Annotated in this window: 10 protein-coding genes; 6 read left to right on the forward strand and 4 right to left on the reverse strand. The window is 68.7% G+C overall.

All coding sequences use genetic code 11. The features are described from left to right. Positions 1–106 precede the first annotated feature (106 nt). The gene (locus tag KOI47_RS06340; RefSeq protein ID WP_216214803.1) at positions 107–913 is read left to right on the forward strand and encodes a TrmH family RNA methyltransferase; all 807 of its coding nucleotides are present in this window, start codon (positions 107–109) and stop codon (positions 911–913) included. Between the two features lie 20 nt (positions 914–933). Here KOI47_RS06340 and KOI47_RS06345 read toward each other — a convergent pair whose 3' ends face one another. Then, complete coding sequence (locus tag KOI47_RS06345; RefSeq protein WP_232376571.1) at positions 934–2,718, reverse strand: ABC transporter ATP-binding protein; 1,785 nt, start codon at positions 2,716–2,718, stop codon at positions 934–936. Next, positions 2,715–4,457: an ABC transporter transmembrane domain-containing protein gene (locus KOI47_RS06350; protein WP_216214805.1), complete on the reverse strand. Its 1,743-nt coding sequence runs from the start codon at positions 4,455–4,457 to the stop codon at positions 2,715–2,717. The genes KOI47_RS06345 and KOI47_RS06350 overlap by 4 nt, the downstream gene beginning before the upstream one ends. A gap of 320 nt (positions 4,458–4,777) precedes the next feature. Between KOI47_RS06350 and KOI47_RS06355 the strand changes: the two genes are divergently transcribed. From KOI47_RS06355 to KOI47_RS06375, 5 genes are all read left to right on the forward strand, one after another. Then, on the forward strand, positions 4,778–5,716 hold the full coding sequence (locus KOI47_RS06355; RefSeq protein ID WP_216214806.1) for a TauD/TfdA family dioxygenase: 939 nt from the start codon (positions 4,778–4,780) through the stop codon (positions 5,714–5,716). A gap of 56 nt (positions 5,717–5,772) precedes the next feature. Continuing rightward, positions 5,773–5,976 (forward strand): MbtH family protein, encoded by a 204-nt coding sequence (locus tag KOI47_RS06360; RefSeq protein ID WP_216214807.1) that lies wholly within the window; start codon positions 5,773–5,775, stop codon positions 5,974–5,976. A 139-nt stretch (positions 5,977–6,115) separates the two neighbouring features. After that, positions 6,116–7,204: an amidinotransferase gene (locus KOI47_RS06365; protein ID WP_216214808.1), complete on the forward strand. Its 1,089-nt coding sequence runs from the start codon at positions 6,116–6,118 to the stop codon at positions 7,202–7,204. Positions 7,205–7,220: 16 nt separating this feature from the next. Next, entirely contained in the window at positions 7,221–10,361 is a 3,141-nt protein-coding gene (locus KOI47_RS06370) for a non-ribosomal peptide synthetase (RefSeq protein ID WP_216214810.1), read from the forward strand. A gap of 71 nt (positions 10,362–10,432) precedes the next feature. Continuing rightward, on the forward strand, positions 10,433–11,320 hold the full coding sequence (locus tag KOI47_RS06375) for a TrmH family RNA methyltransferase (protein WP_216214812.1): 888 nt from the start codon (positions 10,433–10,435) through the stop codon (positions 11,318–11,320). On the opposite strand, the gene KOI47_RS06380 is transcribed toward KOI47_RS06375, so the two are convergent. Further along, on the reverse strand, positions 11,206–12,747 hold the full coding sequence (locus KOI47_RS06380; RefSeq protein WP_216214814.1) for an amino acid adenylation domain-containing protein: 1,542 nt from the start codon (positions 12,745–12,747) through the stop codon (positions 11,206–11,208). The two genes, KOI47_RS06375 and KOI47_RS06380, sit on opposite strands and share 115 nt — an antisense overlap. 38 nt (positions 12,748–12,785) lie before the next feature. Beyond that, positions 12,786–18,545, reverse strand: a complete 5,760-nt coding sequence (locus KOI47_RS06385) for a type I polyketide synthase (RefSeq protein ID WP_216214816.1) — start codon at positions 18,543–18,545, stop codon at positions 12,786–12,788. Positions 18,546–18,581: the final 36 nt, after the last annotated feature.

Genomic DNA, 18,581 nt, shown 5'->3' on the forward strand with positions numbered 1-18,581 from the left:
AGTGGCGGCCGCGGTCCACCTGCCCACTCGAGGTGGTCGGCACGGGCCCGCCGTTACTCCGGGTATCGTTGGGTGACCCTTTTACTGGCGACATACGAGCGGTGGCATGGAACTTCAGCAGATCGGCCTGCAGCATCCGGCGGCGAACCTGGTCCGGGACATCCAGAACAACCGCGCGGGCATCCCTCGCCGCACCTTCGTCGCCGAAGGGTTGTTCGAGAACAACATCGTGCTCGAGACCGGCGTCTCGGTGGAGACCCTCCTGTGGTGTCCCGATGCGGCTTACTCGGACGAGGCGAAGACGCGCGCGGGGCAGCTCGCGGAGCGTGCCCGGCGTGCCTATCAGATCTCCGAAAAGACCTTGGCGCGACTGGCTGAACGGCCGAATCCGGATGGGCTCCTCTCGATCGCCCGCTTGCCGGACTGGGACCAGGAAAAGTTCGGGTTCGGTGCCGATGCGCTGGTGCTGGTAACGGACGCGCTGGAGATTCCTGGGAACCTCGGCACGCTGCTGCGCACCATGGACGCCTGCAACGCCGATTGTCTGGTCATGACGAACCGCAGGACTCGAATGACGCATCCCAAAGTGCTACGCAGCAGCCAGGGAATGAGCATCAAGGTCCCCTCTCTCGACTTCGACGAGGTCGGCGACGCGATCACCTGGCTCAAGCGGAACCAGTTCCGGGTTTTCATTGCCGACACCGACGACAGCGTCAATTACCGGAAACTGGACTACCAGGGACGGACAGCCCTGGTAGTCGGCAGCGAGCGTTTCGGCGTGTCCCGGCCATGGTACGACGCCGGTTTTCAGCGAGTGGGAATACCGATGCTCGGGTCCGCGGATTCGCTGAACGTTTCGGTGTCGGCCTCTGTTCTGTTGTACGAGGCGCGGGCCCACAAGAACGGCTGGTAGCCCGGTTCAAGAACCTGTTCTCACAGCCAGCTGGACCAGAGCCGGGCGTAGGCGCCGTCCCGCACGATCAGGTCCTGATGGGAACCGACCTCCACGATGCTCCCGTCCTCCACAACGGCTATTCGATCCGCGTCGTAGGCCGTGTGCAACCGGTGCGCGATCGAGATGACGGTCCGCCCAGCCAGCACGGCCGCGAGCGACCGCTCGAGGTTCCGGGCGGAACCCGGATCCATCTCCGAGGTCGCCTCGTCGAGGATCAGCACCCGCGGATCCGCCAGGAGCAGCCGGGCCAGCGCGATCTGCTGGGCCTGCGCGTCGGTCAGCACCTCCCCGCCCGCGCCCACCGTGGTGTCCAGTTTTTCCGGGAGTGCATTCACCCATTCACTCGCGCCGACCGTGTCAACCGCCCGCCACACAGCGGCGCCATCGGCATCCGCCGGTGCGTGCTGTTCCACGTTGACGGCCGACAGTTCGAGATTCTCCCGGATGGTGCCGCCGAAAATGTACTGGTCCTGGTTCACCAGGATGACGTGTTTGCGCAACTCGTGGGACGGCAGCTCGTGCAGCGGTATGCCGGACAGTTGTATGTCGCCTACCTGCGGAGGGTGGATCCCGGACAACAGCCTGGCGAGTGTGGTCTTGCCGCTCCCCGTCGGCCCGACGATGGCGAGCCGTTCACCCGGCCGCACCGCAAGGTCGATCCCGTGCAGTACTTCTGGTCCATCCTCGTACCCGAACCGGACACTGTGGGCGGACAGTTCCGCGGCGGCGGTGATGTCGTGCCCATTGTCCTTCCGCTCGGCCGGAGCGTCCGCCTGCTCGGACCGGGTGTCCGCGACGCCGAGCAGGCGGGCCAGCGAGGCGCTGCCCTGCTGGAGCGTTCCCACCCAGTCGAGCAGCGTTTCCAGGGGAAACATCAGCTGGAGCAGGTAAAGGGTCGCGGCGGTCACCTGGGCCAGATCGACCCAGCCCTGGGTGTAGGCGTATCCACCGAGCAACAGGGCGACGGCCAACGGAAAGGTGAAGAAGAACTCTTCGACCGAATAGAGGACCGTCCGGAGCCGCAGGGTGTAGCCGACCCTTTCGTACCAGGCCTGGGTATCGCGCTCCGCGCGGCGCATTCGATGCTCCTCGAGGCCGTATGCCTCGACGGTGCCCGCGCCCTGGATGGTCGCGTCCAGGCCTTCGGTAATGCCGGATGAGGCCGCGGCCTCGCGCAGGAAGCCGTCACGTGCCCTGGCCAGGTACCACCGGTTCACGATCACCAGGGGCGGCAGGATGACCACCAGTGCGAGCGAAAGCAACGGCGACACCAGCAGGAGCGCACCGAGGCTGAGCACGATCCACACCACGGCCTCGGCGACCTGAGGCACCGCCACCTGCATGGCGCGTCGCAACGTGTTCACATCATGCGAAGCACGCGTCACAAGGTCGCCGTCGTCGGACCTTTCCACGACGGCAAGCGGAAGCGCGAGCACGTCATCGACGAACTTCTCCCGGATCTCGGCCTGGACGGTCGCGGCAAGTCGCCCCGCCGCGCGAAAGGCGACGCGAGTCAGGAATGCCTGCAGCAGGATGAATCCGGTCAGCGCGGCAACGATGGTCGTCACGTTGCCAACGGTCGTGCCATCCCGGACGTCCTGGACCAGGTCGCCGAGCAAACGGGGCCCGACCAGGCCGCTGCTGACCGCTATGCCATACAGAACCAGCACATATGCCAGTTCTTTCCGATGGCTGCGCGCCACCTGCCGGAGAAACTGGCGAACGAATTTCGCGTCGGCGACCGGAAGTGTGCGGACTTTCATTTCCCAACCTGTGAGACATCGTCACGCGCTACCAGTGTCCGGTATGCCGAGTGACTCTCCAATAGTTCCTCATGGGTCCCGACGGCGACCACGTGGCCGTCCTCGAGGTATGCCACCTGGTGCGCTCGCTGGAGCAAAAGTGGACTCACCGTGAACACGACAGTGCTTCGCTCCTTCGCAAGATCTTCGTGGAACCGAGCGAGGTTCTCCGCCACCCGGTGCTCGGTGTAGGCGTCGACGGCATTGGTCGGCTCCACGAGCACCGTGAACTCAGTGTCCGCCAGCAGTGCCCGTGCGAGCCGCAGGCGTTGCAGTTGGCCGCCCGAGAAGGTCCTGCCGCGACCCGTCATCTGGGTGTCGAGACCGTGGGGTAGCGCGTCGACGATATCCGTCGCGCAGGCGACCTGCAGCGCAGTCGTGATCTCCTCGGTTTCGGCCGTTCCGCCCGGCGCGATCTCCTCGCGCACCGTGCCCGCGAAGAATCGGTCACTGTTCAGGCCCAGCAGGATCCGGGACCGCACGACCGAGGTCGGCAGCGATGACAACGGCGTGCCGTCCAATGTGGGATCACCGGAGTCCTCGAAACGAGCCAGCCTGCGGGCCATGGCATCGGCATCGGGAGTGCCGGCGCAGGCGACCGCGAGGAAGGTGGACGGTGGAATGCTCAGTCCCGATGCGCTGTCGGCCAGGTGAGCCGTTCCGCGGGGCGGTGGAGTCGCGGCCGTCGCCTCCGGGGCATCGCCGTCCCTGGTATCGGTGTTCAGCAATCCGGCCACCCGGCGAGCGGCAACCAACGCCCGGGTCAGCTGGCTCGTCCCCTCCATGAAGTCGGTGAGCGGGATGGTCAGGAAGGTCGCGAACCCGTAGAACGCGACCACCTGCCCGATCGTCAGTTGCTGGTTGAGCGCCAGGAGAGCCGCCGTGTAGGTGACGATCGCGGTGACCAGTCCCGGCACGAGCACCCGCGATCCCTCGAGGTCCGCTTCGGCGTACGCCACCTCCACGTCCGCGCGCCGCAACCGTGCGGAATCCGCGCGAAAACGCCGCGCGAACTGCCTTTCACCGCCCACTCCGCGGAGCACCCGCAGCCCGGAGGCGATGTCGACGGCGCGTCCGGCCAGCCGCCCCTGTACCGATCGGTAGTCGTCCTGGCGCCGGTGCAGCGGGCGCAGCAGGAGGCTGCTGAGCCCGCTGAGCACGGGAACGATCACCAGTACCAGGAGCCCGAGCGGAACCGAGATGGTGAACATGGCCACGGTGACGGCCGCGACGGCCGCGATGGCCCCCATCACCCGGCCGGCGTAGAGCATGCCGACCCCGATGGTGTTGACATCCGATGTGCTGGTCGCTATCAGGTTGTCGGCGTCCTTCCGCCGCGACAGCGAGGCGCCGAGCCGGGTGACGTGCCGCGTCACCATCCGCATGGTCAAGCAGCCGGACACCGTGCGGGTGATGATGGAATGCCGGTAGAACGCGATACCGAACACCGCCCGCAGCACGCCGAGCAGCAGGATGATCATCGACCAGCGGACCACCTCGCCGCTGTCGTTACCGGCAATGCCGACGTCGATCGCGTGGCCGAGCGCGGCCGGAATCAGGGCCTGGGTGGTCATCCATACGGTGGACGTCACCGCGCCCCAAATCGTGGCGGCTTTCTGCTTGCCGACGAGCGCGAGAATGAACCTGGCCGCCGATTGGTGGTTGAGTCCTTCCGGGCCAAGCGCGGGAATCCGTTGCATGATCGAGCTTTGTTCCCTTCGGTGGCCGATGCGCAGCACCCATGAGACGTGGTCGGGCGGCGCCGGCTAGCGTATCGACTGATCGTCCGGCCCCGCAACGAGGCAACTTTCGTCCCGATCCGGACACCAGGACCAGGCCCGGGGCCAGCACCTGGTGTGGCTATTGACACGGCAAGTTGACCGTGCTGAACTATCGTTGATTGGTAGCGGATCGTAAGTCGGACCGTGGTTGGGGTGCCAGGATATTTCGGGTAGTTCAGAACTCCCCGCCCTGGATTCGTCATCCGCTATCATCACTTATGAGCAGCTGGGGGCGGATCTTGACACGCTTCGAGAAACTGGGCACGGATGTCCTGTCCGTGGACGGCGCCGGCCTTGATATATCCGACGAACGGATCAGTGAACTGCTCCTTGCCGCGGGAGCGATCGAGTTCGATGTAGTAACCCTCGATGTCGAACGCTTCAAGGCATTCAAAGAACAGCTGATCCGCAGGCCGGCCGAGTACGGCGAGGCCGCAACGCCCCGCACGGCTTTCGCCGAGGGAGTCTGGTCCGCCACCGACCTGCCTGGTTCCCAGGCCATCGAACCGCACAACGAGAGTTCCTATCGGCAGGCCTGGCCGGGACGAATCCTCTTCGGCTGTGTGCAGGCACCGGAGACGGGCGGCCAGACGACCCTGACCGACGTACAGGGCGTACTTGCCGTCCTGCCAAGGAACCTGGTCGAGGAGTTCCAGGAGCGGGACTGGCTGCTGGTCCGGAACTACCAGTCCGGGCTCGGGCGTACCTGGCAGGATGCCTTCTCCTGCAACGCACCGGATGATGTGCACCGATACTGCCGCGCCAACGAGATCGACGTCGAGTGGCCGGCGGACGATGTGCTTCGCACCAGGCAGGTCCGCCCCGCGCTGGCGAGACATCCGGTCACCGGCGCCGAGCTCTGGTTCAACCACATCGTGTTCTGGCACGCGTCCTCCCTCGCACCGCACGTCAGGGAGTACCTGGAGGCCGAGTTCGGCACGGAAGGTCTTCCGTTCGCGACCTACTACGGGGACGGCGGAGTCATCCCCGATGTGGTCGTCGCCGAGATTCGCGAGGCATACCGCCGTAACACGATCGAGTACAGCTGGCGAGAGGGCATGCTCATGTTGCTGGACAACATGCGTGTTGCCCATGGACGGCTGCCCTTCACCGGCCCACGCAAGATCCTTGTCGGGATGGGCGACGAGATCGAACGGCAGACGGCCCGCGTCGCGTGACGGACTGAACCGCTCGCCGCCGTCCAGGTGATCCGAACCGACCAAGGAAGGCAGGCATGGCAGAGAACGACGACCGCTACTTCATCGTGCGCAACCATGAGGACCAGTACTCGATCTGGCGCGCGGGCCGGGAGATCCCCGCGGGATGGGAACCGGTAGGCGACCCGGCCACTCGGTCCGACTGCCTGGACCGGATCGCCGAGCTGTGGACGGACATGCGGCCGGCAAGCCTGCGAGCCTTCATGGCCCAGCAGACTTGAGAACCTGTTTCGCTGACGGCAAGGCACGGCTGTAGCAGCTGACGCCGGAGATCCCCGAACACACGCATTGGGCGGATGTATGACCGCCGAGTGCGGCGACGCGCCCTGTGTCGGTACACCTGACCAATGGAGAATCGAAATGCGTGGATCAGAGGTCGCTGCCGAGCCGGAGTGCCCGGTCAGGTCCTACAACGAATGGGATCCGCTGGAGGAGGTGATCGTCGGCATCGTCGACGGTGCGCATTTCCCTCCGTGGCATGTTGCGGTCGGCGCGCCGCTGTCACCGCAGCAGCGCGCCGTGTTCCGGGAACGTGCCGGGCAGCCGTTCCCAGCCGACGAGATCGCCGCCGCGCGGGACGAGCTCGACCAGCTGGTCGCCGTGCTGGAAGGTGAAGGAGTCAAGGTCCGCAGGCCGGAGCCGCGCGATCACGGCCAGTCCTACGGCGCACCAGGCTGGTCGAGTACCGGCCTGTACGACGCGATGCCGCGGGATCTGCTGCTGGTCGTCGGTGAGGACGTCATCGAGGCGCCGATGGCCTGGCGGTCGCGGCACCACGCGGCCTCGGCGTACCGGCCGCTGCTCAAGGAGTACTTCCGGCAGGGAGCCAGCTGGAGCAGCCCGCCCAAGCCCGAGCTTCCCGACGAGCTGTACGTCGCCGACTGGACAGACCAACCGGAGGGGGAGCCGTTCCGCTCGGTGATCACCGAGTTCGAACCCACCTTCGACGCGGCCGACTTCATCCGGTGCGGCCGGGACATCTTCGCCCAGCGCAGCCATGTCACCAACGCGATGGGCATCGAGTGGGTCCGCAGGCACCTGGGCGGGCAGTACCAGGTGCACGAGCTGACCCTTGCCGACGATCACCCCATGCACATCGACGCGAGCCTGATGCCGCTCGCTCCTGGCAAGCTGCTGATCCACCCGGACCGGGTGCCGGAGGTGCCGAAGATATTCAAGGACTGGGAGGTGCGAACGGCGCCGCGGCCGGTGATCCCGGACGGGCATCCGCTTTACATGACCAGCAAGTGGATAAACATGAACGTGCTGATGATCGATGAGGAGCGGATGGTGGTGGAGGCACAGGACGAGCCGATGCGCCGCCTTGCCGAGAGCTGGGGAATGACCGCGATTCCGTGCCCGTTCCGGAATTTCAACAGCTTCGGTGGGTCGTTCCATTGCGCCACCGTCGACGTACGGCGACGCGGTAGCCTGCGTTCTTATTTCTGATCCGGAGGTAGGAGATTTGATACCCGGTCGCTGCGTTCATCACCTCGTCGAGGCACAGGTTTCGCGGACGCCGCATGCCGTTGCGGTCGTCTGGGACGGCGGCACTCTCACCTACCGCGAGCTCGACGAACGGGCCGGTCGGCTCGCCAACCTGCTGGCCGCCCGTGGAGTCCGGCCGGAGCGCCTGGTCGGCGTCGTCATGGAGCCTTCGCCGCTGCTGCTGGTCGCGATGCTGGCGGTGTGGAAGGCGGGTGGTGTGTACGTGCCCATCGATCCGTCCCTGCCCCGCGACGCCGCCGAGGCCATGCTCGCCGACGCCGGAGTCACCGTCCTCGTCCGGAACGGGCCTGCCGCCGTGGACCCGCCGGACCTGCCCGTGCTGGACCTGGACGGGCTCGACCTTTCCGATCAGCCGACGGCGGGTCCGGAGCCCGCCATCGACCCGGCCAATCTCGCCTACTGCGTGTTCACCTCGGGCTCGACCGGCAAACCCAAGCCGGTCGCCGTCGCGCACGCCAGCTTCGCCAACCACGGCGTTTCGCTGCGCGACGAGCTGAGGCTGGGGCCGCGGGACCGGGTCCTCCAGTCCACCGCGATCGCCTTCGACGCCGCGCTGGAAGAGATCCTGCCGGCATGGCTCGCCGGGGGCGCGGTCGTCATGCCCGACCAGCGCCAGTTCACCAGCAGGGAGTTCACCGATCTGATCGACCGGCTCGGGGTGACGATGGTGAGCCTGCCCAGCGCCTACTGGCACCAGTGGGTGGACGACCTGACCTCCGGGCTGGTCCGCCTCCCTGCCTGCCTGCGGATCGTCTTCATCGGTGGCGACAAGATTCTCGTCGAGAAGCTCGCCGCCTGGTCCCGTGTCCCCGGCGCGGAGGCGATCGACTGGGTCTCCGACTACGGACCGACGGAAACCACGATCAGCGTGGCGCTGCACCGCCCGGACGGCCTCGCCGGGTCCGGCCCTGAGGTCTCCGACTACGCGCTGGTGCCGATCGGCCACTCCTTCGCGGGCTGTTCCATCTACATCCTCGACACCGACCTGCGACCGGTCCCGGACGACACCCCGGGAGACCTCTGGATCGGCGGCCCACCGCTGGCCCGCGGCTACCACGCCGCCCCCGCCGCCACCGCCGATCGCTTCCTCCCCGATCCCCAGGGCCCTCCCGGCGCGCGGATGTACCGCACCGGCGACCGCGGCAGCCGCAGGCCCGACGGGACCCTGGTCTTCCTCGGACGCTCCGACCGCCAGGTCAAGGTCCGCGGCTACCGCGTCGAACCCGGCCAGGTGGAGAGCGCCGTGCATCACTGCGCCGGGGTCAGGGACGCGGTCGTCCTCGCCACCGAGGATCCGCCGTTCGGCTCCCGCCTTGTCGCCTACGTCGAGGCCGAGCCCGGCGTGTCCGAGGCCGCGATCCGCGCCGACCTCACAGGCAGGCTGCCCGAGGTGATGGTGCCGCAGGCCATCGTGCTGCTGGATCGCATCCCGCGTTCGCCGCTGAACGGCAAGGCGGCCCGCTCCTTGCTTCCGCCGGTCGCGCCCACCCGGGCGGGCCGCACCGGCGAAGCCGGGATGACGACGCTGGAGCGCGTCCTCGCCACCCTCGCCGGTGAGGTGCTCGACGGTCGGCCGATCGGTCGTGACGAGGACTTCTTCGCGGCCGGAGGAGACTCCTTGCGGGGTTTTCAGCTGCTCAGCCGGGTGGCCGAGGTGACGGGTGTGGCGTTGACCTTCGCCCAGTTGCGGGCCGCTCCGCAGGTTGCCCGGATCGCGGCACTGGTACAGCGTGAGCACGGCCGCGGCGCGGCAGACGGCGCGGTCGTACCCACCGGCGAGCACGGCGACCGGCAACCGGCCTCCCGCGGGCAGCAGGCCCTGTGGTTCCTGGACCGGGTGCATCGGGGCGCGCCGACCTACGTGATCCCGGTCTGCTACCGGATCCGGGGTCCGCTCGACCTCGACCGTCTGGATGCCGCGCTGACCGAGATCGTGGCCCGCCACGAGGCGCTGCGCACCGTGCTCGAGCATCAGGGCGGCAAGGTATGGCAGCGGATCCGGCCCGCGGGCCCGGTGCGTACCGCGGTGACCTCCGTCGCCGACCTCGACGAGGCCCACCGCCTTGCCGAGCAGGAGGCCGGGCGCCCGTTCGACCTGAGCACGGGCCCGTTGCTGCGGTCGGCCTGCTTCCGGGTCGGCGCCGAGGAACACCTGTGGCTGCTCGACGTGCATCACGCGGTGTTCGACGACTGGTCGCTCGCGGTGTTCTGGCGCGAGCTGGTCGCGCTCTACAACGGCGGGTCGCTGCCAGCGCCCGCCACCCAGTACGCCGACTACTCCGCCTGGCAGGAACGCTGGTTGCAGAGCGCGGACGCGGACCAGCAGCGGGCCTACTGGCGGGCACGGCTCGCCGGGGATCTACCGGGCATCGAGCTGGGCTCCCGGCACGAAACGGGGGGACGGGTCGGCACCGAGGGGTTCGCGGTGCGACTGCCGCCGGCCGCCGTCGATCCGGCCGCCGTCGAGCGGGTCGCCCGCGCACAGGGGACCACCGCCTTCGCGGTGCTGCTCGCCGCCTTCTTCATGACGCTGCGCCGGACGGGCGATGTGGACGAGGCGGTGATCGGCGTGCCGGTGGCATGCCGGAATCGGCCGGGCACCGAGGACCTGATCGGCTACCTGGTCAACACGGTCGCGCTGCGGATGCGGTTCACCGAGGGTATGCGCTTCGGCGAGCTGATCGCGCGCACCGACGAGGCACTGGCGGAAGCGCTGACCAACCAGGACCTGCCGTTCGCCGACGCGGTGGAGGGCCTGGCGCGGCGCGGCGGTGGGGAGAACCCGCTGTTCCAGGCCATGTTCGCCTTCCAGTCCACCCCGATGGACGACTGCGGCGACATCGAGGGCCTGGACATCGAGGAGCGGTTCGTCCACTCGGGTACCGCGAAGGTCCCGCTGACCTGGACCATGCGGCAGCACGCCGCCGGGCTGGCAGGCGAGATCGAGTACGCCGCCGACCGCTTCGACCGGACCTCGGCACGCCGCTGGCAGGACGCCCTGCTGGCCTTGCTCACCGCCGGCCTTGCCGACCCCGACGCGCCGATCGACGAGCTGCCGCTGCCGTCTCCCGAACAGGCCGCCGAGCTCGTGGGGTGATCACCGGGGACACCGTCCGGGTACCCTGGCGGGGTTGGCGACGCGAAGGCCGGGTCGCCGTGGAGAACCCCATGACAGACACGATCAGCAGCGCGGCCAACCCGCTCGCGAAGCGGGTGAGGCTACTCGGCGACCGGAAACACCGGCGCCGCGCGGGTGCGTTCGTGGTCGAGGGCCTCCAGCCGGTGTGGTGCGCCGTCGAGGCAGGCTGGGAGATCGAAACGCTGATCGTCGCTCCCACCTTGCTGACGGGCCCGGCGGCGCTGCGCATGGTCGAGGAACAGGAACAAGCGGGTGTGCCGGTGGCGCGGCTCAGCGCGGACCTGTTCAAACGGCTCTTCGACCGGGACGGGCCCGCCGGCCTCGCGGCCATCGTGCGAAGCCGGACCGGCGGCCTTTCCACCCTTGAGGTCCACCCCGGCGCGGTCTTCGTCGCACTGCACCGGATCGCCAATCCGGGCAATCTCGGCACGATCATCCGCACCGTGGACGCGGTGGGCGGAGCGGGCGTCATCCTGGTCGGGGACACGGTGGACGCCTTCTCGCCTGCCGCGGTCAAGGCCAGCATGGGTTCGCTCTTCGCCGTTGACGTGGTGCACACGCCCGGCACCGGCGAGTTCTTGTCCTGGGCCGCGGAGCGGGGTGTCGCCGTTCTGGCCACATCGGGTGCCGCCGAGGACGACCACTGGAACGCTGGCTACGAACCCCCGCTCGCGTTCCTGCTCGGTAGCGAGCGGGAGGGCCTGCCGGAGGACCTGCTGGCCGCCGCGTCCCGCAGGCTGCGCATCCCCATGGTCGGCACGGTGGACTCGCTGAACATCGGGGTGGCCGCCTCGATCCTGCTCTACGAAGCGCGGAGGTACCGCGAGAACAGCGCCGCCACAGCCGACCGGTCGAGTTTGCCCGATGGCGTCAGCGGCAGCCGATCGACCGGCAAGTACATCCGGGGAACCATGTAGGCTGGCAAGATTGCCCGCAACCGCTCCTTGACCGAATCGGCCAGCGCGTCGGAACCGGGATCCACGCACACCAGGCAGGCGGCCAGTTCCGGGCCCGAGGCGGTTTCCACCACGCAGACGGCGCTGTCGAGTACTTCGGGGTGCGAGCCGATGGCGGTCTCGATCTCACGCAGCTCGATTCGGAACCCGCGGATCTTGACCTGGTCGTCGTCGCGACCGAGATACTCGAGTTCGCCGTCGGGTAGCCGCCGCACCAGATCGCCCGTGCGGTAGCAACGGAGCATTCCGGAGTCCGGCCCGAAGGGCAGTTCGGCGAACCGCTCCTTGTTGAGGTCCTCGCGGTGCAGGTACCCGGTGGAAAGGCCCGGACCGGAGAGCCACAGTTCCCCTGGCGTGCCGTCCGGCACCGGCTTCCGCTCCGCGGTGAGAACGTGGACGCCGACATGCGGTAGCGGCCGTCCGATGGGGGAGGCCGAGCCGGACCGGAGTGTCTCGGCGTCGAGCACCTTGAAGGTGGAGTGCACGGTGTTCTCGGTGATCCCGTACATGTTGACCATCTCGGGGCCGTACGGGCCCGCTCCCTTGACGAAATCCCGGACGGTGTCGAGGTGCACGCTTTCGCCGCCGAAAACGACGTAGCGCAGTGGGAGTTCCGGATGACCGTTTTCGGCGTGTGCCTGCGCGGTGTAACGGAAGACCGATGGCACCTGGTTCAGGACGGTGATCCGCTGCTCTGCAAGGAACTCGATGAGCTCGGCGGATACCAGGACCGTTTGCCACGGGACGACGACGGCGGTCGCGCCGGTCGCCAGCGCGCCCCAGAGTTCCCATACCGAGAAGTCGAAGCAGAAGGAATGGAAGATCGCCCAGCGATCGTCCGCCGTGAAGGCGAACCGGGGCAGCGCTCCCGCCAGCAAGGCGAGCACGTTGCCATGCGTGATCACACATCCCTTGGGTTTTCCGGTCGAGCCGCTGGTGTAGATGACGTAGGCGGTGGTGCCCGCCGAAGGTGCCTGCCCCGGCTCCCGTCGGGCCACCGGATCGGCGGCAGGCTCCGCCGGGTCGATCAGGCGCTGGTCCGACAGCCCGAGGCGGCCGGCAGCGGTCCGCGCGCCGACGATGAAGGAGAGCCGGGAGTCCTCGGCGATGAACCGGATCCGTTCCCGCGGATAGCTGAGGTCCAAGGGGACGTAGGCCGCGCCGTGCTTGAGGATCGCGAGCAGCCAGATGATCGTCTCCGCGTCGCGCTCGACCAGCAACCCGGTCAGGTCACCAGGGCGTACGCCCGCGGCGGCGAGCCGGTCGGCGGCCCGATCGGCGGCCCGATCCAGGTCGGCGTAGCTGAGCCGGACGCCTCCGGCGAGCAGGGCGGTGGCCTCGGGTGTCTCGGAAACCCGAGAGTGCAGGAGTTCGACGAGAGATTCCATGGTTCCCCTGTCGTTCCGCGGAATCCGGGTGGATGCCCTCATGGCAGGCGCAGTTCCGCGAGCGCCTGGGTGGGGGTGGCGAGGACCTGCTCCACCCGCGCCGCCAGTTGGGACGCCAGCGGTGCGAGGTCACTGAACTCGGAGATCTCGGAGATCAGTTCGATGCCGTCGCCGCGTTCCTCGATGCTCACGATCGCGGGCCACGGCATGGTCTCGCGCGGCAGCACCATCGACGACGCGGTGGCGCCGAACATCGTCCCGGAGTCCTGGCCCGCGTAGTTGAACCCGGTGAGGGCGGCAGGCAGCAGGCGGTATCGCTTGTGTTGCAGCACGCGGTACAGGCCGGAGGTGGCCTCCGAGCTGTCCAGGAGCTGAGCCTGGACGGCTTTCGCCACCTCGACCACCGTATCCTCCTCGGAGAGTTCGACGATGACCGGCAACAGGTCCACACAGAAGCCGATGAGCGGCTTGCTGGTGTGCCGGGGTTGCCCGGTCTGATGGGCGATCATGACGGCCTGCGCGGAGCCGGTGAGCAGCGAGGAGGCGACCGCCAGCGCCGAAAGGGCCGCGGTGTGCATCGTGCACCCGCCGGACCGGGCCAGCTCGCGCAGGCCCGCGAGACTCTCCTGGGGAAGGGAGTCCACCCGCAGGACGGGCTTCCACGGCCCGGCGCTGTCGATCAACCGGGCCGATTCCCATACCGCGTCGAGCCGGGCCCGCCAGCGGGCGTCGTTCGCCTCGAACCGTGCGTCCTCCTCGCCGCGCTTCCACCGCGCGTACTCGAGGAAACTGGCCGGTTCGGGCAGTGCCGTGCTCGCCTCGCCGAGGTAGCAGGCCGACAGTTCCGACCACAGGACCTCGAAGGACCACCCGTCGACGACCGAGTGCGGAGCGGTGGCCTGCAGGAACGCGGCTTCGTTCGTCTGGACCAGGTGAAACCGGAACAGCGAGGGCACGGACATGTCCACCGGCCGCCGTGCGAACCGGTGCAGCAGCCCCTCGACGTCGCCGGGGGACGTATCGCTCAGGGTGCTGACGGTCAGTTTCGGCACGGCTCCCGCGGCGCAGTTCTGCGATCCGCCGTCCTGGTCGAAGCCGATCCGCAGCACCTCGTGCCGCTGCGCGACCCGCTGCACAGCGCGCCGCAGCCGCTCGGGATCCAGCGTGCCCTCGATGCGCAGCACCTCGGACATCTGGTAGGACTCGCCCAGTTCCCCACCCAGCTCGCTGGCCAGCCACAACAGCTTCTGGCCATCGGTAAGCGGGGCTTCGCCGACGGTCGCAGGGGGAGTGTGCGCGGGAGCAGGCACCGCCGCCGGGCTGGCCTTCTCCCACAGGCCCCGCGCGGCCACCTCCGCGGCGGCATCGGCCACGGCTGCCACGACTTCCGAGCAGTCCGCCTCGGTGTGCGCGGCGCTGAGGAAGCAGGTGCGCCCCTCCCATACGTAAATGCCGCGATTGAGCAGGCCGAGAAAGAACATGTCCTCGGAAAGCGGGGAGCCGTCGATGTTGATCCGGAAGAGCGAGGAGAAATGCTCGACCTCGATGGGGAATCCGTTTGCGGATGCGTTGTCGTTGATCCGCCTGGCCAGGTCGGCCGTCCGCTCGGCGAGCGAGTTCTGCAGCCGGGGCGACTCCTTCCGGAAGTACCGGATCATCTGCTGGGCCACCGTCATGGCCAGCGGATGTTTGCTGAACGTCCCGGCGAACACCATGCTCGGCCGCTGTGGGAACCCGGTATCGCCCTCTCGCCAGCGTCCGCCGTCGATGGGTGCCATGAACTCGGCATCGCCCGCGATGACCCCGATGGGCATACCGCCGCCGATGACCTTGCCGTAGGTCATGAGGTCCGGGCGGATGCCGAAGTACGCGGCCGCACCGCCGGGGTGGCACCGGAAGCCGGTGATGATCTCGTCGAAGATGAGGGCGGCGCCCTGTGCCGTGGTGAGCGCGCGGAGCCGGTGCAGCAGTTCGACCGGCTGGTACCCGGGGCGCCTGCTCTGCACCGGCTCGACCAGCACCGCGGCCAGCCGCTCGCCGTAGGACTCCAGGACGGGGAGCGCGGAGTCGTCATACGGCAGCACGATCACGTCCTGGACCATCGAGGCCGGCACCCCCCGGCCGAGCGGTGTCGTCTCTCCCTGCTCCCCGCCGGCCCTTGGCGCGACCAGCACGCCGTCGAAAGTGCCGTGGTAGGACCCGGAGAACAGCGCGATGACGTCGCGCCCGGTCTTCGCGCGTGCCGCGCGCACGGCGCCCATCACCGCCTCGGTCCCCGAGGAGGTGAAGGCGACCCGGTCGACACCTGCCAGCGCGGCGATACCGCGGGCGACGTCGCCCGCGGTGGAGGACTGCGGGCCGACCAGCAGGTCGGATGGCTCGAAGGTGCGCAGCGCCGTGGTGAGCGGCTCCGCGGCGTGTCCAAGCATGTTCACCCCGAAGCCCATGCAGAGGTCGAGGAACTCCTGGCCGTCGACGTCGACGAAACGGGCGCCCTCGCCGCGAACCCCGACCACCGGGTAGCTGGCCTCCCGGCGTCCCTTGCGGGAGGACACCAGGTTTCGCTGGTCCGCCAAGGCGAATCGGTCTTCCTCGGTGATGCGCTTCGAAACCGGGGTCCGCCGAGCCCAGTCCACCTCGGCCTGGAGCGCGTCCGGGTGGTCGGCCGAGCCTGCCTGCCCGAGCCGTGGTGGCACCGGGGCGGCGAGGGGAGCGGGAGGTGGCTGCGGCGCGGCGGCCGGGGGCGGCTCGGATGGCTGGATGGGCTGCGGATCCACGGCGGCCGGCGGCCGCAGGCCGCTCGCCGCGAGGATGCCCTTGAGGTGCCTGCCAACGCCTGCGCAGGAATCCAGGTCGGCAAACAGCTGCCGCACGTCGATATCGGTCCGGAACTCCGCCGAAAGGGCGTCCGCGAGCTGGATGAGCAGGAAGGAGTCGTAGCCGAGTTCGACGAAGGATGCGTCCGGTTCCACCTGCTCCGGCGCACCACCGACGAGCTTCGCGACGATCCGCCGGACCGCGTCGTCGATCCGCTCCGCCTCGGCTTGCGACAGGGCCGGTGCCGGAGCTTCCGCCGGAGCCTGAGCCGCCGTCGCCGGGCCGGACCGGCTGGAGTCGGGGGCCGGCTGTGCTGCTGCCTGCATGGGCGGCTGCTCCTTATCGGAACCTCGGTCGAACGCGTAGGTGGGAGCGTGCACGATGGCCGTGCGGGGTGCGCCGGAGTCGTCTCCCCGAGCGCTCTCGCCGGTCGGCGCCGGGACCGGGTCCTGTCCGGCCGACCACGCCGTCGCCAGCAGCCGGGCTCTGGAGACCGCGTCATAGCCCGCCTGCTTGCCGGTGGTCATGGCCAGCGCGTCGGCGTCGAACACTTCCTTGACGAACGGGGTGACGCCTTTGTCGGAATCCAGTACATAGACGAGATCCGTGCCGTGCGCGCGCAGACTGTCCACCGCGTCGCCGAACCGGACCGTACGGATCAGGTGGCGGGCCCAGAAATCGGGGTCGCGGGCGGTGTCCTCGTCCAGCCAGCCGCCCGTCGTCGGTGACATCAGCCGCAGACTCGGCGACCGCAGGTCGACCTGGGACCAGGTTTCCGTGTACTCCGCGACCGAGTCCTTCAGGACCACGCTGTGAAACGGGTGCGCCACCGGAACCCGGACGCAGGCGACCCCGTCGGCGCGCAGCCGGGTGGCGATCGCGTCGATCGCGGCCGTCTCACCGCTGAGCATGCAGTCCCGGCTGCCCGGCACGATGGCCAGCGAAACACCGTTGCCGAGGTAACCGGTGACCGACTCCTCGGAGAGCCGGACCCGGATCATCCCGCCGGCGGGGGCGCCGGCCAGTATCCGGGCCCGCTCCGATACGACCGCGGCGGCCTCGGTCAGGGTGAACACTCCGCCGACCACACCCGCGGCGATCTCGCCGAGGCTGAACCCGCACAGTGACCGGGGCCGCAGGCCGTCGGCGAGCAGCGATCTGGCGATCGTCACGGATCGGACGAGCACCGCCAGTTCGGCGAGCCGGGGTGCGGACGCGGCCTCGGACGCCCCGGTGAGGAGCCCTTTCACCAGCGGCCGATCCTCGGCAGGCAGGCACTGGAGCGCCTCGGAGAGCAGGTCCGCGAATCCGTCGATCCCGGTTTCGGCTGCCGTCAGGTCGCCCAGTCGTCCGCCTTGGCCGGGGAACACGACGGCGCTGTCGTGGTTGCGCTTCGCGAGCCTGCTTCCGGTGCGCCAGGTGGTGAAACCCTCGGCCAGCCTGGCGACGACGATCGCCTCTCGATGAGGCAGGATCCGCCTGCCCGTCCGCATGGTGTGGGCGAGGCCGCGCAGCCGGTCCTGATTCTCCGTGGCGAACTCCGTCACCCGGCTCGCGGTGTCCGCCACGCTGCGCCGCGACGCGGCAGTGACCGGCAGCACGTACACCCGCTCGCGCGGTTCGTCGGCAGGCTCAGTGCCTGTTCCTGAGCTGCCTGTTCCTGAGCTGTCAGCGACCGGCGCCTGTTCGAGCACGATATGCGCATTGGTTCCGCCGATGCCCATCGAGCTCACTCCGGCCCGCCGCGGCTTTCCTTCGTCCTCCCACTCGCTGCACTTGTCCGGCACGAAGAGCCTGGTGCTTCCCGGTTTGATCCGGGGATTGAGTTCCACGAAGTTCGCGACCGGGGGAATCCGTTCGTGGGTGAGGGCGAGTACGGCCTTGATCAGGCCCGCGATGCCGGAAGCGGCGCCGAGGTGGCCGAGGTTCGCCTTGGCCGCGCCGATTCCGCACCGCACCCCGTCCGCGCCCAGCGCACGTTCGATGGCCGTCCATTCGACGACGTCGCCGATCTCGGTCCCGGTACCGTGCGCCTCCAGGTAGCCGATGTCGCCCTTGTCCACCCCGGCGGCGGCCAGTGCCGCGCCGATGACCAGACTCTGCTGCTGCACGCTCGGCGCCGTGAACCCGAGCTTCTGGTTGCCGTCGTTGTTGATCGCGCTGCCGCGGATGACGGCGTGCACGGCGTCACCGTCGGCGAGTGCCCGGTCCAGGCGCTTGAGCACGATCGCGCCCGCGCCGCTGGCGGTGATGGTGCCGCTGGCGGCACGGTCGAACGGCCGGCAGTAGCCGTCGGTGGACCAGATGCTCCCCTCCTGGTGGTAGTAGCCCACCCGGTGCGGGAGTTCGATGTTCACCCCGCCGGCCACCGCCAGTTCGGATTCGCCGGAAAGCACGCTCTGGGAGGCGAGGTGCACGGCAACGAGAGAGCTGGAACAGGCCGTCTGGACGGTCAGGCACGGGCCACGGAGATCGAGCGGATAGGCGATCCGGGTGGCCAGGAAGTCGTTGTCGAGCAGCGCCGTCCAGTTCAGCGCTTCGGACACCTTCAGCGGCCTGGTGGCGTCCCCGTACTGCGCGTCACCAACGCGCCGCAGCACCGAGATCGGCGACGCACCACCGCCACCGGCGAACAGCCCGATGTTGCCAGGATAGCGCTGCGGGTCGCAGCCCGCGTCCTCCAGCGCCTCCAGCGTCACCTCCATCATGACCCGGTGGTTGAGGTTGATCCCCTCGGCCTCACCGGCACTGATCCCGAACGCGGCGCTGTCGAACTGGTCGTATCCCTCCAGCGGTGCGGCCACCGGCACGTAGCTGTTCCGGACCGCGGGGTCCAGCCTGATCCCCTCCCTGCGGAGATCCTGCTCGTCGACCTCCACCATGCCGGTCGAGCCCACCTCGACATTGCGCCACAGCGAGCGGTAGTCGGCTGCGCCCGGAACTCTGCAGGCCATGCCCACAATGGCCAACGGCGCCTGCATCTGCCTCTCCTCACCTGAATCGCGGTCGTGCCACCT

It is taken from the genome of Amycolatopsis aidingensis, from assembly GCF_018885265.1.
GTDB classification, from domain to species: Bacteria; Actinomycetota; Actinomycetes; order Mycobacteriales; family Pseudonocardiaceae; genus Amycolatopsis; species Amycolatopsis aidingensis.

What these genes read in the sequence shown, in the direction of transcription:
- KOI47_RS06340 (WP_216214803.1), top strand. Translation starts at nt 107, where the DNA reads ATGGAACTTCAGCAGATCGGCCTGCAGCATCCGGCGGCGAACCTGGTC.
- KOI47_RS06365 (WP_216214808.1), top strand. Translation starts at nt 6,116, where the DNA reads ATGCGTGGATCAGAGGTCGCTGCCGAGCCGGAGTGCCCGGTCAGGTCC.
- KOI47_RS06360 (WP_216214807.1), top strand. Translation starts at nt 5,773, where the DNA reads ATGGCAGAGAACGACGACCGCTACTTCATCGTGCGCAACCATGAGGAC.
- KOI47_RS06380 (WP_216214814.1), bottom strand. Translation starts at nt 12,747, where the DNA reads ATGGAATCTCTCGTCGAACTCCTGCACTCTCGGGTTTCCGAGACACCC.
- KOI47_RS06350 (WP_216214805.1), bottom strand. Translation starts at nt 4,457, where the DNA reads ATGCAACGGATTCCCGCGCTTGGCCCGGAAGGACTCAACCACCAATCG.
- KOI47_RS06345 (WP_232376571.1), bottom strand. Translation starts at nt 2,718, where the DNA reads ATGAAAGTCCGCACACTTCCGGTCGCCGACGCGAAATTCGTTCGCCAG.
- KOI47_RS06385 (WP_216214816.1), bottom strand. Translation starts at nt 18,545, where the DNA reads ATGCAGGCGCCGTTGGCCATTGTGGGCATGGCCTGCAGAGTTCCGGGC.
- KOI47_RS06375 (WP_216214812.1), top strand. Translation starts at nt 10,433, where the DNA reads ATGACAGACACGATCAGCAGCGCGGCCAACCCGCTCGCGAAGCGGGTG.